Source organism: Staphylococcus sp. FSL W8-0271 (assembly GCF_038006605.1).
GTDB lineage: Bacteria > Bacillota > Bacilli > Staphylococcales > Staphylococcaceae > Staphylococcus > Staphylococcus cohnii.
The window spans coordinates 1-16,511 of record NZ_JBBOVM010000001.1 but is presented as its reverse complement, the minus strand read 5'-3'; the positions used below and the strand labels follow the sequence as shown (position 1 = coordinate 16,511).

Here is a 16,511-nt window from a genome sequence, read left to right as displayed (position 1 = left end):
AAAGCTGTGTATAAATCAAACATCTATTTTAACAAGTATTCCTTTAAAATTATCAAAATTTTCTAATTATTGCTATTCTAACGGATAATGTGAACCACTTCAATAATATATTTAAAATATCCATCTTAAAACTGCCATTATTAAAATACCACTGACAATCGTAATCGTTAAACTCCGTGTAATAATGGCAATGATTATTGTTGGAAGCATCGTCACTAAAAACGGTAAATTAATACTATACACCATTGAACCTTCATGTTGTTCTAAGACGCCGTCTACAATCAATGCCGTAAATAATGTAATAGGAATGAAGGAAAGCCACTTTACAACTGTCTCAGATAGTTTAATTTTTGTAATTAATATAAACGGTATAATTCGTGTTAACCAAGTGACCACACCACATAAAACAATGATTAATAGCATATGTAAGGTCGTTGTCATTTATCGATCACCACCCCTAACCCCGCAGTAATTGTCGAAGCTAAGATAATTGCTACATATGAAGGCATAAAGAAACTTAAAATAAGCATTAATATGATCACACAAACAATTAATACTAAATATGTTTTAAATTGTGATTGCTTAATAGCATCAAATTGGGAAACAGCTAAGAATATAAACATTGCAGTAATAGCAAAATCTAACCCAAACGCATCTGGGTTTGTTATGTATTTACCAAAAACAGCACCAACAACACTTGCAAATGTCCAAAATAAATAAGCTGTGATATTTAATCCATGCAGCCATCGATCATTGATTTTTTCACCTTTTAGATGTGGTGTAATAGCGACACCAAATGTTTCATCTGTAATCAAAGAAGACATACCTATACGATTCCAAAACCCATATCCTTTATAACTTGGCGCTAAGGTCATACTTAATAAAAACATCCTAGAATTTACAATAAATGTCGTTAATACAATTGCAGAAATTGGAGTTCCAGCAATGACTAACGCACAAATAATGAATTGTGCCGCGCCAGCATAGACAAGTAAGCATAATAAAATGATTTCAATCAAATTGAAACCTGAAGCAACTGCAACAATACCAAATGAAAGACCAACACCAGCATAACCTAACAAAGTCGGTACACATTCTTTTACACCTTGCTTAAAAGTTAAATGTGTTGCCATCATGCCACCTCCCACACATTTTTTAAAAATAATAGAATTAGTTTAATACAAACTGAAAGAGACATTCAACGTTTTTAGACTTACGCATGTGTAACCTAAGACTTACGTTCGTCTAAAAATACTGTTATTCCAATGTTTTTAATTTCGGAATATTGTGTTTTTTATTTTAGACTTCCCTCTACTTTTTTGAATAAAATAAGGTATTTTTTCAAATTAAATAACCTGCAAAACAAGATATTTAACACCTCCCCTACCCTCTCTTTACTTTAAAAATATTTAAGATGTTTAGAAGATCAGAAGGATCATTATTCATATAAAATGAGAGGTTGAGACATCTATTTGTCCCAACCTCTATTTTTATTTCATCATTTTATGGTATCTATTTTGAAAGTTCAACGCTTAAGCTAGCTCAAATGCCACTGATGATATTCATTCAAACGAATCTATTTTTCTTTAACTGGGTGAATCACTGTTTTACCGCCCATATATGGTACTAATGCATCTGGAATAGTAACTGAACCATCTTCGTTTTGATAGTTTTCTACGATTGCAGCAAATGTACGACCTACTGCTAAACCACTACCATTCAATGTGTGCACTAATTCTGGTTTTGCTGTTTTATCACGTTTAAAACGAATGTTAGAACGGCGTGCTTGGAAATCTGTAATATTTGAGCAAGAGCTAATTTCTTTGTACTCATTATAGCTTGGTAACCAAACTTCTAAGTCATACGTTTTGCTTGAGCCAAAGCCTATGTCACCTGTACATAAAATAACTCTACGATACGGTAAGCCTAACTCTTCTAAAATTGCTTCTGCATGTTCTGTCATTTCTTCTAATGCTTGCCAAGAGTCTTCCGGTTTTTCAAAACGAACCATCTCTACTTTATCGAATTGGTGTAAACGGATTAATCCTCTTGTATCTCTACCAGCTGAACCCGCTTCACTACGATAACACGCTGATTGCGCTGTGAATTTAGCAGGTAAGACATCCGGACCAATAATTTCATTACGATAATAATTCGTTAATGGTACTTCTGCCGTTGGTATAGTATATAATCCTTCTTTTTCAATTTTGAATAAATCTTCTTCAAATTTTGGTAATTGTCCAGTACCATACATTGAATCAGCATTTACTAATTGTGGTACCATCATTTCTGTATAACCATGTTGCGTCGTATGTTTCGTGACCATATAGTTCATTAATGCTCTTTCTAACTGTGCGCCTTCGCCAGTTAAGAACACAAATCTTGCACCAGAAACTTTTGCACCGCGTTCAAAGTTAGCCATTTGTAATGACTCTACTAAATCCCAGTGTGCTTTTTCATCAAAATCAAATTTCCTTGGTGTACCCCAACGTTTTAATTCTACATTCTCTTCATCAGAATCACCCTCAGGCACATCATCATGAATTATATTTGGAATACGAGATAATAAGTCTTCTAGTTCTTTATCCACATTATTTAAATCATTGTCTAGAAGTTTGATGTCGTCACCTAATTTTCTCATTTCTGCGATAACATCATCTGCATTTTCTTTATTGCGTTTTTTCTCAGCAATTTCACCGCTCACTTTATTACGTTCAGCTTTCATTTCTTCAGCTTTACGAATTAACTCACGGCGTTTGTCATCAAGTGATAATACATCATCTACTACTTTTGTATCCATACCACGTTTTGCAACTTTGTCTTTTAAAAATTCTGGGTCCTTACGAAATAGTTTAATGTCTAACATGTCACTTTCCATCCTTTCAATTTCTATTTTTTTAAGAATAGAACACAAAAAAGACCACATCCCTGTACAAGGGACGTGGTCTTTACGCGTTGCCACCCTATTTAACAGCTAAAAGAGACTGCACTTTCACCAAAATAACGGTTAAACCCGATTGTTCTCATATAATAGGTAGATTCACATTGACTCTGGTTACTTGTTCTCACTAACCACAAGCTCTCTGAAACCAAAAGTACAATACTACTTAGCCTACGAACAATAGCTTTATTAACTTGATTTTAATATAGCAAATAACCTATCACTTTTCAAGGCCAAGGATATGCAATCGCTAAATGTTCATTAAAAATTCACTCAACCTTAATTAGCATAAGCGTGATCTAATAAATACTGTGAAACAGCTTCTATGTCTTTATGAAATTGGCGGTCTTCAGTGATAGATGGTACAACTTTTCGTAAAGATTGATATTTTTCATAGGTTTTAGGTGATAATTTTTCAACATCTTTATATTCTACTGCTTGAAGTGCGATGATTGCTTCTATTGCTAACACACGTCGTGCATTTTCAATCATTTGGTAACCATGGCGTGAAGCAATCGTCCCCATAGACACGTGGTCTTCTTGATTAGCTGATGATGGAATAGAATCTACACTAGCTGGGTGTGCGAGTGTCTTATTTTCCGAAACAAGACTTGCAGCTACATATTGCATGATCATTGCACCACTCTGTAAACCTGGTTGAGGGCTTAAAAACGCAGGTAAACCATTGTTCAATTGTGGGTTTACTAATCTCTCTAAACGTCTTTCTGAAACATTGGCTAATTCACTTACGCCTAACTTTAAGAAGTCTAACGCGAATGCAATCGGTTGACCATGGAAATTACCTCCAGAAATAACTAATGTCTCATCGTCTTCATCAAATATTAATGGATTATCGTTCGCCGCATTCATTTCAAATTCAAGCTTTTCTTTTACATAATTAAAAACTTGGAAACTCGCGCCATGTATTTGTGGAATACAACGTAATGTATAAGCATCTTGTACGCGAATTTCTCCCTGTGTCGTTGTTAATTTAGAACCTTCAAGCCAGTCTAACATGCGTGAAGCAACATCTATCTGTTCTGGAAAATTTCGGACGCGATGCACTTTTTCATGATATGCATCCGTAATACCATTTAATGCTTGATGTGTAAGTGCAGCAATCCACTCGGCTTGGTAACCAATATCTTCCGCTTCTATATAATTAATTACACCTTGTGCAGTCATAGCTTGCGTGCCATTAATTAAAGCAAGACCTTCTTTAGCCTGTAAGCTCAAAGGTTCACGATTTAATAAATTTAAGACATGCCGGCTGTCTACTTCTTCACCTTTATAATAGACGCTACCTTCTCCAATCAGTGCTAAAGCTAAATGTGAAAGTGGTGCTAAATCACCTGAAGCACCAAGAGACCCTTGTTGTGGAATAACTGGAATAATTCTATTGTTAATAAAATAAATGATTTGATTTACTAAATCGATTGTCACACCAGAATGACCTTTTAGCAACGTGTTTAGACGTAAAACCATCATCACTAAGGCGACATCCTGTGAAAAAGGTTTTCCAATACCACATGCATGCGAACGAATTAAATTTACTTGTAATTGATTGTATTCTCCCTCATCAATACGCACATCACTAAATAAACCAAATCCAGTCGTTATACCATAAATTGTTTCTTTATCATCTATAATCTTTTCTACTGTTACCCGGCTCTGTTTTACACGTTCATATGCATCCTCTGTTACTTTTACATCATCACTTTGGTATAAAAAATCTTTAATTGCATTAATTGTTAAATTTTCACCATTAAGCTGTAATGTCATTTCCCCATCTCCTTACTTCTGATGATTTTCAATTAATTAGAGTATACGCTTCCATATTTTTAAGAACAATAGGTTCTTCCATATCCGTAACATGGTATTAAATTAGTATTTTAATAAGATAAAGAAGGCAAATTTATTATTTCTAAAAATAAACAAATTCTTAATGCTTTTACCTATTGACTAAAGTGCAAAGCAGGTATAATATTTTCTATTGTATTTAAAAAGTAGATTAATAAAAAAGCTACAGAGAAAACCTTTCATAAAGCTTATAAATACACAATTCTTATCAAAAAGTACAAACTTACGAATCAACAAAATAATGATCAAATATACAAATTAAAAGTTGAAATAACTAATATGATTAAAGGGGGTTTCAATGTTGGAAACAATTTCATCAGTAAGCATTCCAAAACGTAAAGATGAAACGCATAAAGGTGATTATGGCAAAATTCTTTTAATTGGAGGTAATGCGAATCTAGGTGGGGCAATCATGCTTGCTGCACGCGCTTGTGTCTATAGTGGCAGTGGTTTAATTACGGTAGCTACACATCCAACAAACCATGCTGCGCTACATTCACGTTGTCCTGAAGCAATGGTGATTGATATCAATGATACTAAAATGCTCACTAAAATGATTGAAAATACAGATTGTATCTTAATTGGTCCTGGGTTAGGGTGTGATTTCAAAGGAAATAATGCTATCACGTTCTTATTACAAAACATTCAACCACACCAAACACTTATAGTGGATGGAGATGCTATTACTATATTTAGTAAATTAAAGCCAGATATTCCAACTTGCAATGTTATTTTCACACCACACCAAAAAGAGTGGGAACGTTTAAGTGGCATTGCAATAGAAGAACAAACCTATGAACGTAATCGCGAAGTTGCTGATAGAATTGGAGCAACGATTGTATTAAAAATGCATGGCACTGAAATCTATTTCAAAGATGGAGATTACAAACTACCAATTGGTACACCTGCGATGGCTACAGGCGGTATGGGTGATACACTTGCCGGTATGATTACAAGTTTTGTAGGTCAATTCGACGACACGAAAGAAGCGGTTACGAGTGCTACTTATACACACAGTTATATCGGTGAAGAGCTATCAAAGAAAATGTATGTCGTACCACCTTCCCATTTAATTAGCGAAATTCCATATGCCATGAAAGCATTGGAAAGCTAAATAAATACCTAAGATATAAATATGTTAAATCAAAATAAAATGAGCCTGGAACATAAAGTTCTTGGACAAGTGAAAAAGGCAATTTCTATTGAATAATATAGAAATTGCCTTTTTAATATTGTTTTGATTATAGTTGTCTCGTGGAGCTACTACTTTTCTTATATTAAGTGCGTTAATACAAAGAACTAAAGATGCTAATAGGGCATCTACTTTAGGATTTACTCTAAAACGATTTATTGTTTTATAAGAAGGTGTTTGATTTTGTGATAGACACATGCATTCAGATACGATCATTTAGCAGTTTTTCTATTTTACAACCAAAACATATGAATTGTGTGTAGAGATATAGAATAATTATTAACATCATTTTGGGATGAAATGATGTAGCACCACGATGATGTTTAAATTCATCGAATGTATTTTCAAGGGTTGTTTCAACGTTTTTCTTCACATATCGTGACATATCATTTGTGGGATACTAAACTGAAGTTTCCATTGGTAGTGTATGTTGAGTCACGTAATAATTTTTATACATATGTGACTCTTTAATTTACATAGTGCTTATTAAATTATACGTAAAGGCCTTATTTTTTTGAACAACAAAATATAAATTGTAGCGATTTTGCATCGTGTGGACGCCCGGGGAAATGATATGAGCGAGAGACTACAGGCTCGAACCATATCCCCAGGCAAGCATGCACGATCAAAAATCGTAAGTTTTTATATAAAATGGACTCATCCATCATGTGTTTTCATATTAAGTTATATATTTTGGTTAATTAAAAATATGACTTGCTATTAGCTTTATAAGTTAAATAATACGAAGCTGTTTCTATTGTATTAAACCACATTTCCTATAGCGATTTTGCATCGTGCTGACGCCCGGGGAAATGATATGAGTGAGAGACTACAGGCTCGAACCATATCCCCAGGCAAGCATGCACGATCAAAATCGTAAGTTTTTAAATATAAAGAGGACCAATCCATATTAAGGATTGACCCTCTAATTTTGAGAATGGGGATTTATGTCCCAAACTCACTTGTATATTTAAATTTTTCAATTTTTAATGTAACTATTGGTTTACTTCTAAAAATTGAGATTATTCGTCATCTTCGTTTTCAGTATCTTCATTATCACTATTATCGATGTCTTCATTGATACGGTCCATAAAGTCTTTTCTCACTTCTTGACGACCATCTTCATCTGTATCTTCTTCAACTTCGGTATGAACGACGCCTTCTGATAGGTCATCAGTTACGACAGATTCTGATTGTTGACTGTCACTTGAAGTATCTTCAATTTGCTCATTCTCTGTTTCTTGAAGTTCAATTTCTTCAGCTTCTTTTTCTTCTTCATCTACTTTAGCAACTGTAGAAACAAATTGATCGTCGTTTAATTTAATCAATCTTACACCTTGGGCTGCACGTCCATTTTGTGAAATATCTTCAACGCCGATACGGATAATTACACCAGCATTTGTAACAATCATCAAGTCTTCTTTACCTTCGACGGATGTGATACATACAACTTGACCATTACGTTCTGTAATCGTAGCAGTCTTAATACCTTTACCACCACGGTTAGATAAACGATATTCACTAACTGGCGTACGTTTACCGTAGCCATTTTCAGTCACAACTAGAATTTCATCATCTGTTTCTGCTTTAGTAACATCTAATCCAACGACGCTGTCGCCTTCTCTTAATGTAATACCTTTAACACCAGCAGCTGTACGACCTAAAGGACGTAATGCTGATTCGTTAAAGCGGATTAAAGAACCATGAGCAGTACCAATTAATACATCATCTTCACCATCTGTTAATCTCACTGCAATCAATTCATCATCTTCTTTGAAACCAATCGCAATCTTACCGTTTTTATTAATGTGTGAGAAATTACGTAATGCTGAACGTTTAACGATACCTTTTAACGTTGCAAATACTAAGTAGTCTTCTTCACTTTCTAAATCTTTAACGGCAATCATTGTGCTAATCGTTTCATCATTATCCAGTTCAATCGCATTGACTACTGGGATACCTTTAGACTGACGGGAGAGTTCTGGCACTTCATAACCTTTAAGTTTATACACTCTACCTTTATTCGTGAAGAACAAGACATGATCGTGCGTACTCAAGGTAACAAGTTGACTTACAAAATCTTCTTCTAATGTTTGCATACCTTGTACACCACGACCACCGCGATGTTGAGCTCTATATGTTGAAACAGGTAGGCGTTTAATATAGTTATTGTGACTTAATGTAATGACGATTTGTTCTTCTGGGATTAGGTCTTCGTCTTCAATGTTGTCGAGACCACCCAATTGAATTTCTGTTTTACGTTCGTCACCATAGCGTTCACGAACATCAATTAACTCATCACGAACAAGTTGTAATAGTTTTTCTTCGTCTGCAAGAATCGCCTTTAGTTCTTCTATATATGCAATTAATTCATTATATTCAGATTCAATTTTATCTCTTTCTAAACCTGTTAAACGTCTTAATCGCATATCAAGGATGGCTTGCGCTTGTCGTTCAGTAAGTTTAAATTGTTCTTGCAAGCTTACCATTGCAACTTTATCTGTATCAGATTCACGGATCACACGTATAATTTCATCAATGTGGTCTAAAGCAATTCTTAAGCCTTCTAAAATATGTGCACGGTCTTGTGCCTTCTTCAAGTTGTATTCTGTTCTTCTTCTTACAACTATCTTTTGATGTTCAAGATATTCAACCAATGCTTCTTTAAGGTTAATCAATCTCGGTCTGCCATCAACTAAAGCAATCATGTTAACACCAAATGACGTTTGTAATGGTGTCTGTTTATACAAGTTATTTAATACAACACTGGCATTGGCATCTTTACGTATGTCAATCACAACACGCACGCCAGTACGTAAACTTGTTTCGTCACGTAAATCTGTAATGCCATCGATTTTTTTATCACGTGCCAATTCAGCAATTTTTTCAATCATGCGGGCTTTATTTACTTGATATGGAACCTCTGTTACAACGATACGTTGACGACCGCCACCACGTTCTTCAATTTCAGCTCTTGCTCTCATTTGAACAGAACCACGTCCAGTTTCAAATGCACGGCGTATACCACTTTTACCAAGAATAATACCTGCTGTAGGGAAGTCTGGCCCTTGGACATCTTCCATTAATTCTGCAATCGTAATATCTGGATTATAGCTTAAACTTAAAACGCCATTAATTACTTCAGTCAAGTTATGTGGCGGTATATTAGTAGCCATACCTACTGCGATACCTGATGCACCATTTACAAGTAAATTTGGAAATCTTGAAGGTAAGACTGCCGGCTCTCTTTCGTTACCGTCATAGTTATCAACAAAATCAATCGTATCTTTGTTAATATCCCTCAACATTTCGAGTGTGATTTTAGACATACGCGCTTCTGTATAACGCATCGCCGCTGCACCATCACCATCCATAGAACCAAAGTTACCTTGGCCATCAATTAAAGGATATCGATAGCTGAAGTCCTGTGCCATTCTAACCATAGCTTCGTAAATTGAGGAGTCACCGTGAGGGTGATATTTACCCATAACATCCCCAACAATACGCGCAGATTTCTTATATGATTTATCAGGTGTCATACCTTGTTCGTGTAAGCCGTAAAGTATGCGTCGATGTACTGGTTTTAAACCATCTCTAACATCTGGTAGCGCACGTGAAACGATAACGCTCATCGCATAATCTAGGAACGATTCACGCATCTCATTCGTTATATTTCGTTCATTTATTCTTGATTCAGGTAATTCAGCCATCAAGATATCCTCCTTCAAAAATTCAGTTCATTGTCTTAGAAATCTAAGTTTGCATAAACTGCATTATCTTCAATAAACTGTCTACGGTTCTCAACAACATCGCCCATTAACATTTCAAAAACTTGGTCTGCTTCAATCGCATCATCTAATGATACTTGTAACATAGCTCTGTTTTCTGGATTCATAGTTGTTTCCCATAATTGATCAGCATTCATTTCACCAAGACCTTTGTAACGTGCAATAGACCATTTTGGACTTGGATCCAATTGAGCTTTAAGTTTTTCTAATTCACGTTCGTTAAACACATAGTATTTCTGTTTACCTTGTGTCAATTTGAATAATGGTGGCTGTGCAATATAAACATATCCAGCTTCAATTAACGGTCTCATAAAGCGATAAAAGAATGTTAATAATAAAGTTCTAATATGTGCACCATCAACATCGGCATCTGTCATAAGGATAATCTTGTGATAGCGTGCCTTACTTAAATCAAACTCTCCACCAATACCAGTACCAAAAGCAGTAATCATAGAACGTATTTCATTATTATTTAAAATTCTATCTAAACGTGCTTTTTCAACGTTCAATATCTTACCACGTAACGGTAAAATGGCTTGCGTTTCTGAGTCACGACCAGATTTTGTAGACCCTCCGGCAGAGTCCCCTTCGACGATGAAAATTTCACTTCGAGAAGGGTCTTTACTAGAACAATCTGCAAGTTTCCCTGGTAAACTTGAAATTTCTAACGCAGATTTACGACGTGTCACTTCACGCGCTTTTTTAGCTGCAAGACGTGCTTGTGATGCCATAATCCCTTTTTCTACGATTGTTCGACCTACTTGTGGATTTTCGTATAAAAAGCGTTCAAACAACTCGGAGAATATACGATCAACAACTTGACGTACTTCGGAGTTACCTAATTTAGTTTTAGTTTGCCCTTCGAATTGTGGATCACCATGTTTGATTGAAACAACAGCCGTTAAACCTTCACGTGTATCTTCACCTGAAAGTCTTTCTTTATCTTCTTTCATGATTTTACTGTTAAGACCGTAGCTATTTAACACACGAGAAAGCGCTCGTTTAAAGCCTTCTTCATGAGTACCACCTTCATAAGTGTGAATATTATTCGCATATGTTAAAAGATTTGTAGCATAGCCTTTATTGTATTGAAGCGCTATTTCAACTTCAATATCATCTTTTGATTGATGTACATAAATCGGTTCTTCATGAATAGGTTCTTTATTTTCATTTAACATTTCAACGTAAGATTTTATACCACCTTCGTAGTGATAAGTATCTTCACGAACCTCTTCTTCTCTTTCATCTTTTAATGTAATTGAGATACCTTTATTTAAAAACGCCAGTTCTCTGATACGTTGTTGCAATACTTCATAATTATATGTTGTTGTTTCAGTGAATATCTCTGGATCAGCTTTAAAACGAATCGCAGTACCTGTAGAACCAGTGCTTTCATCGGTTTTCCCAATGATTTTCAAATCAAACTGAGGTATGCCTTTTTTATATGCTTGATGATATATATTTTCATCCTTGTATACATACACTTCCAAATCTTCTGATAAAGCATTTACAACAGAAGAACCTACACCATGTAGACCACCGGAAACTTTATAACCGCCACCGCCGAATTTACCACCAGCGTGTAGCACAGTTAAAATAACCTCAACGGCAGGTCGTCCCATTTTCTCTTGTATACCAACAGGAATACCACGACCATTGTCTGTTACTTTTATCCAATTATCTTCTTCAATAATAACGTCGATTTGGTCAGCATAACCTGCGAGTGCTTCGTCAATACTGTTATCAACAATTTCCCAAACTAAGTGATGTAGTCCTCTTTCTGAAGTTGAGCCTATATACATACCTGGTCTCTTACGAACCGCTTCTAGACCTTCTAATACCTGAATCTGACCAGCACCATAATCTTCCGTGTTGTTCACATCTGACAATGCTTCCACCTTCACTTTCCGTTACTTTATAATTTCGCCATTATTAATGCGATAAAGTTTAGCGTTTTTCATAATTTCATGATCAATGCCATCAACTGATGTTGTCGTCACAAATGTCTGCACTTTATGTTGAATTGTACTCAATAAATGAGACTGACGTGAATCATCCAATTCACTTAACACATCATCTAGTAATAGGATGGGATACTCACCTACCTCAATATTCATCAGTTCGATTTCTGCAAGTTTGATTGATAAAGCCGTCGTTCTTTGCTGTCCTTGCGAACCGTAAGTTTGAGCATCCATACCATTTACGTTGAAACCTAAATCATCTCTGTGAGGGCCAAATAAACAGACGCCTCTATCTTTTTCACGATCTTTATTATCGTCTAGTAAAGTTAAGACTTCCTCTAAGCGTTCCGTCTCACTTTTTTCTTCAGCATCTAATTTGATACTAGGAAGGTACTTTAATGACAGTGTTTCATTCTCGTCTGTAATACCAGAATGAATAGGTTTGGCTAATGATTCAAGTTCTTTAATAAAATGTTCACGTCTTAATGTAACTTTGAGTGCATATGTTGCAAATTGTTGATTTAAGACATCAAGCATAGTGCTGTCAGTCTTTTGACCATATTGCAATTGCTTCAAATAATTATTCTTTTGTTTTAAAATTCTTTGATATTGAGACAAATCATTTAAATATACAGCTGAAATTTGTCCAAGTTCCATATCTATAAATCTACGTCTTATTTGAGGTGCGCCTTTGACAATATTCAAATCTTCAGGTGCAAACAAGACAACGTTTAAGTGACCGATATATTGTGTCAGTCTACTTTGTTCTAAGTGATTGACTTTAACCTGCTTACCCTTTTTAGTTATAAACATCGTTAAAGGCATTTCTCCATATCTATAACTGAGTTCACCCTCTATTTTAGCATAGTCTCGATCAAAACGTATGAGTTCTTTATCATTTGATGTTCTGTGGCTTTTGGCTAATGCTAGTGTATAAATAGATTCCAATAAATTAGTCTTCCCTTGCGCATTCTCGCCAATCAATATATTGACTTCAGAGTGACAATTTAGGGTAATTGACTCATAGTTACGATAATTGTCTAGCTGGAGTGTCTTTAGTTTCATTCTTCACCTTGATGTATAATCAAAAATGAACCGACTTCTGGTATAACGATGTTATCTTGATGGTTTAATTTTTTACCACGACGCATTTCGCGCTCACCATTGATCATTACTTCAAAATCTTGCAAGAACCATTTCGCTTGACCACCAGATTCAATAATACCTTCTGTCTTTAGAAATTGCCCTAAAGTAATGTCTCCATCAACAATTACTTCTTCAACCAAATCAATCACTCCATTCCTTTTAAACTCATCTATATATTATACCTTTTTTCGAGAAAAATTTCATGCAAAATGCAGATAGAAAGCGTTTTCTTATGTATAATTTTTACTATTATTGAAATTTATTTACGAAGGTACTTTTAACAATGTAACACTCATATATTATAACAAACTTTTATTCCTAATATTCTATTTCTTTAAAAAAGATTCTAACTAAAAAATTAATTATTAATGTTTTTAACTAAGCAATACTTCATAAGGATTTTTTATATGAGTTCAACGGCAATGTTATGATTTTGAATTTTAACGACTTTCTCAGCTTATTTATTCGCTTTAGGTATCATAAGTCTGAAAAAGATTAAATTGCTTATATTTAAGCTCTAAATAGCATGTAAGTAACGGTAAATGTTTATGATTAATATGTCTTTATCAATATACACGTTTTATCTTATGAAATTACTTCGAAATAAAAAGAATGAAGCAATCATTTATATGTGACATAAAGTTGAGACATAATAGTCTCGCCTCAATCTCATTTCACATTGGCAGTAGATGACTAAACTGAAAATGCGTTATAAATCAAGCTTCTGTCAATTCTAGTCATTCTTGCCAGGTGAGACGATGAAATCTATTTAATAAAATTAGATTTCTATCCACACCCCTAAGTTATGCTTACTAGGTTTTAAATATCCACAATAAAAAACCCGAGACATAAATCTGTCTCAGGCTCTCTGTTGAACAAAAAATTTAATATGTTCTAATTGGTAAAATTAATTGTGTAACTGAATCATCATCTTTTGGTTTTAAAATAAATGGTTTCATCGTACCAAAGAATTCGACTTCAACTTCATCGTTATCGATTGCTTTAAGTGCATCCATCATATATTTAGAGTTAAATGAAATTTTTAAATTGCCACCATCAACGTTATCTGCTTTCACTTCTTCTTTCACAGTACCAATTTCTGGTGATGTAGAAGATAATTCGACTAATTCATTACCTGTACTTAATTTAATAACATTGTTTCCACCTTCACGTGCTAATAGAGATGCACGATCAATAGCATGATAGAATTCTCCGTTATCTATGCCTATTTTAATTTCATAGTTTTCTGGGAATAAACGTGAAGTATCTGGATAGTGACCTTCTAAGAGACGTGAAATAAAGTTTACATTTCCAACTTTGAATAATACTTGATTTGAGGCAAAGAAAATATCGATATCTTCTTCACTATCAGACATAATTTTATTTAATTCTGCTAAAGCTTTACCTGGAATAATGACATTTTTATTTTCAGATTCATCTTCTAAAGTCACTTTTCGCACAGCCAAGCGGTGTGAGTCAGTTGCTGTGCATATTAATTCATCATCTTGTATAAGCCAATTAACACCAGTAAGTACTGGGCGTGTTTCTGAGGTGGACACTGCGAAATTCGTTTGTGCTATCACGTTTTTAAGCACTTTTACAGATAGTTGAATCGCATCATCACGAGAAACTTGTGGTAATAAAGGATATTGATCTGGATCTAAACCACTTAAATTAAATTCTGAATGTCCAGAAGTTATTAAAGTTTGGAATTGTTCATTTGTTGATAATTTAACTTCTTTTCCTGGTAGTTTTTTAATAATATCTACAAAGAAACGACCAGGGAGTACAACTGAACCAGTTTCTGTAATTTCAATAATGTCTTCTCCATCTACTTGTTTAGGAATCGTAATTTCTATTGAGATTTCTGAATCTGAACCAGTAAGTATGACTTCATTGTTTTTAACTTCAATTTTTATACCCGTTAGTATAGGTAATGTAGTTCTTGGTGAGATTGCTTTTAATGTGTCATTTAATTGATTTATAAAATAATCTCTTCTAATTGTAAATTCCATTTTTAAACTCCTTCCAGTCGTTTATATAATAATTATATAGGTTTTAAACCCGTAGTAATAGTAGTAGGGCTTGTGGATTAGGGGATAACTCAAATTAATACAATCATGTCATTGTTCGACGACTGTGGATAACTTGTGCACAGTGTGTATTACTTTTGCACATTGTCCACAAAATTAAAAAATAAGTTATTTTGTTATACCTCTAAATTGATTGAATAATCTGTTATAGTACAGATCGTTTTATGGGTTTCTAATTTCTTTTTCAAGATTTTCAACTTCTTGTTTAAATGTCGGATCATTATTGATATCTTTTACTATTTTTTCATGTGCGTGAATAACAGTAGTATGATCACGTCCACCGAACTCTTCTCCGATTTTAGGTAGCGAAAAGTCAGTTAATTCACGTGATAAATACATAGCAATTTGACGTGGATAAGCAATCGATTTTGTACGTTTCTTGGCACTAAAATCTTCTATTCTTACACTATAGTATTCTCCAACAACTTTTTGGATATCTTGTATAGTAATTTTTTTAGATTTAGGTGCTTGGATGATATCTTTCAGTGCAGCTGCCGTTAATTCGGTTGTGATAGGTTGTCCTTGTAACTTTGAAAAGGCTAATACACGATTAAGCGCACCTTCAAGTTCACGTATATTTGATTGTATTTGATTAGCGATATACGTTAAGGCTTCAGTGGGAATATTTATATTTTCTTCACCAATTTTTTTCTGCAAAATCGCCATTCTCGTTTCGTAGTCTGGTGGTGTAATATCTACTATCAATCCCCATTCAAAGCGAGAACGTAGTCGATCTTCTAATTTAGCAATTTCTTTAGGAGGTCTATCACTAGAAATAACAATTTGCTTGTTCGCTTGATGTAAATCATTAAATGTGTGGAAGAATTCTTCTTGAGTTTGTTCTTTGTTTTGAATGAATTGTATATCATCTATTAAGAGCACATCGATATTACGATATTTTTCTCTAAAACGTTCTGTTTTATTGTCTCGGATAGATTTAATGAATTCATTGGTAAATTTTTCACTAGATGTATAGATTACTTTGGCATCTGGATTATTATCTAAGACATAATGCCCAATAGCATGCATTAGATGGGTTTTACCTAATCCTACACCACCATATATAAATAGTGGATTATATGCTTGGGCCGGTGCTTCGGCTACAGCTAAACTTGCAGCGTGTGGGAATCTGTTTCCGGGACCAATGACAAATGTTTCAAATGTATTGTTGATATTGAATTGTTCATCACCAACTTTTGCTACATCAACAGTATCAAGGTCTACTTCTTTTTCATTAGCGCTTTGCTTAACATCTTGTTTTTTTTCAGATTTTAAACTTTCTAATTCATCTTCAGAGTAAAATACTGGCATGATTTCGTGACCAATAGCTTCATATAATGCAGATTGTACAATTTCAACATAATGTGTTTTTAACCAATTAGCTACAAAAGGATCGTCGATGACTACAATAGCTTCATCATTTTGTAACGAATAAAGTTTTGTATCTTTCAAAAAAGTTTGATAGCTAGGATAGCTGACTTTTTCTTGAGCTAAGGTTAAAACTTTTTCCCAAATTTCTTGTTCTGACAT

At 34.3% G+C, this 16,511-nt stretch carries 11 protein-coding genes, 1 pseudogene and 1 other annotated feature; of the genes and pseudogenes, 1 reads left to right on the top strand and 11 read right to left on the bottom strand.

The genetic code is table 11. The features are described 5' to 3' along the window. Nucleotides 1-111: 111 nt before the first annotated feature. The 4 genes from NST87_RS00060 to hutH form a co-directional block, all read right to left on the bottom strand. Nucleotides 112-441 carry an AzlD domain-containing protein gene (locus NST87_RS00060; protein WP_019468521.1) on the bottom strand — a complete coding sequence of 110 codons (330 nt, stop codon included), beginning with the start codon at nucleotides 439-441 and terminating at the stop codon, nucleotides 112-114. Continuing rightward, nucleotides 438-1,133: an AzlC family ABC transporter permease gene (locus NST87_RS00055; RefSeq protein ID WP_019468520.1), complete on the bottom strand. Its 696-nt coding sequence runs from the start codon at nucleotides 1,131-1,133 to the stop codon at nucleotides 438-440. Before NST87_RS00055 ends, NST87_RS00060 begins: the two co-directional genes overlap by 4 nt. A gap of 443 nt (nucleotides 1,134-1,576) precedes the next feature. Then, on the bottom strand, nucleotides 1,577-2,866 hold the full coding sequence (serS, locus tag NST87_RS00050; RefSeq protein ID WP_040030054.1) for a serine--tRNA ligase: 1,290 nt from the start codon (nucleotides 2,864-2,866) through the stop codon (nucleotides 1,577-1,579). Between the two features lie 66 nt (nucleotides 2,867-2,932). Further along, nucleotides 2,933-3,129 (bottom strand) — a binding site (T-box leader). Between the two features lie 91 nt (nucleotides 3,130-3,220). Further along, nucleotides 3,221-4,723: a histidine ammonia-lyase gene (gene hutH / locus NST87_RS00045; protein ID WP_071562290.1), complete on the bottom strand. Its 1,503-nt coding sequence runs from the start codon at nucleotides 4,721-4,723 to the stop codon at nucleotides 3,221-3,223. A 376-nt stretch (nucleotides 4,724-5,099) separates the two neighbouring features. Between hutH and NST87_RS00040 the strand changes: the two genes are divergently transcribed. Continuing rightward, a complete protein-coding gene (locus NST87_RS00040; RefSeq protein ID WP_406928398.1) occupies nucleotides 5,100-5,915 on the top strand; it encodes an NAD(P)H-hydrate dehydratase in 816 nt (271 codons plus the stop codon). Between the two features lie 180 nt (nucleotides 5,916-6,095). Here the strand turns inward: NST87_RS00040 and NST87_RS00035 are convergent. The 7 genes and pseudogenes from NST87_RS00035 to dnaA form a co-directional block, all read right to left on the bottom strand. Beyond that, nucleotides 6,096-6,450: pseudogene (locus NST87_RS00035) on the bottom strand (transposase); the annotation flags it as partial. Nucleotides 6,451-7,015: 565 nt separating this feature from the next. Continuing rightward, entirely contained in the window at nucleotides 7,016-9,703 is a 2,688-nt protein-coding gene (gene gyrA / locus NST87_RS00030; RefSeq protein WP_040030052.1) for a DNA gyrase subunit A, read from the bottom strand. 35 nt (nucleotides 9,704-9,738) lie between these two features. Then, entirely contained in the window at nucleotides 9,739-11,679 is a 1,941-nt protein-coding gene (gyrB, locus tag NST87_RS00025) for a DNA topoisomerase (ATP-hydrolyzing) subunit B (protein WP_172459305.1), read from the bottom strand. A 12-nt stretch (nucleotides 11,680-11,691) separates the two neighbouring features. Beyond that, nucleotides 11,692-12,807 carry a DNA replication/repair protein RecF gene (gene recF / locus NST87_RS00020; RefSeq protein ID WP_040030050.1) on the bottom strand — a complete coding sequence of 372 codons (1,116 nt, stop codon included), beginning with the start codon at nucleotides 12,805-12,807 and terminating at the stop codon, nucleotides 11,692-11,694. Beyond that, on the bottom strand, nucleotides 12,804-13,037 hold the full coding sequence (gene yaaA / locus NST87_RS00015) for a S4 domain-containing protein YaaA (protein ID WP_171027031.1): 234 nt from the start codon (nucleotides 13,035-13,037) through the stop codon (nucleotides 12,804-12,806). Before yaaA ends, recF begins: the two co-directional genes overlap by 4 nt. A 735-nt stretch (nucleotides 13,038-13,772) precedes the next feature. Next, nucleotides 13,773-14,903 carry a DNA polymerase III subunit beta gene (gene dnaN, locus NST87_RS00010; protein WP_340721118.1) on the bottom strand — a complete coding sequence of 377 codons (1,131 nt, stop codon included), beginning with the start codon at nucleotides 14,901-14,903 and terminating at the stop codon, nucleotides 13,773-13,775. Between the two features lie 240 nt (nucleotides 14,904-15,143). Further along, nucleotides 15,144-16,511: a chromosomal replication initiator protein DnaA gene (gene dnaA, locus NST87_RS00005; RefSeq protein WP_040030048.1), complete on the bottom strand. Its 1,368-nt coding sequence runs from the start codon at nucleotides 16,509-16,511 to the stop codon at nucleotides 15,144-15,146.

Excerpts from the sequence above, each read along its gene's own strand:
- hutH (WP_071562290.1), bottom strand. The coding sequence starts at position 4,723 with ATGACATTACAGCTTAATGGTGAAAATTTAACAATTAATGCAATTAAA.
- NST87_RS00040 (WP_406928398.1), top strand. The coding sequence starts at position 5,100 with ATGTTGGAAACAATTTCATCAGTAAGCATTCCAAAACGTAAAGATGAA.
- recF (WP_040030050.1), bottom strand. The coding sequence starts at position 12,807 with ATGAAACTAAAGACACTCCAGCTAGACAATTATCGTAACTATGAGTCA.
- dnaA (WP_040030048.1), bottom strand. The coding sequence starts at position 16,511 with ATGTCAGAACAAGAAATTTGGGAAAAAGTTTTAACCTTAGCTCAAGAA.
- dnaN (WP_340721118.1), bottom strand. The coding sequence starts at position 14,903 with ATGGAATTTACAATTAGAAGAGATTATTTTATAAATCAATTAAATGAC.
- NST87_RS00060 (WP_019468521.1), bottom strand. The coding sequence starts at position 441 with ATGACAACGACCTTACATATGCTATTAATCATTGTTTTATGTGGTGTG.
- gyrA (WP_040030052.1), bottom strand. The coding sequence starts at position 9,703 with ATGGCTGAATTACCTGAATCAAGAATAAATGAACGAAATATAACGAAT.
- NST87_RS00055 (WP_019468520.1), bottom strand. The coding sequence starts at position 1,133 with ATGGCAACACATTTAACTTTTAAGCAAGGTGTAAAAGAATGTGTACCG.
- serS (WP_040030054.1), bottom strand. The coding sequence starts at position 2,866 with ATGTTAGACATTAAACTATTTCGTAAGGACCCAGAATTTTTAAAAGAC.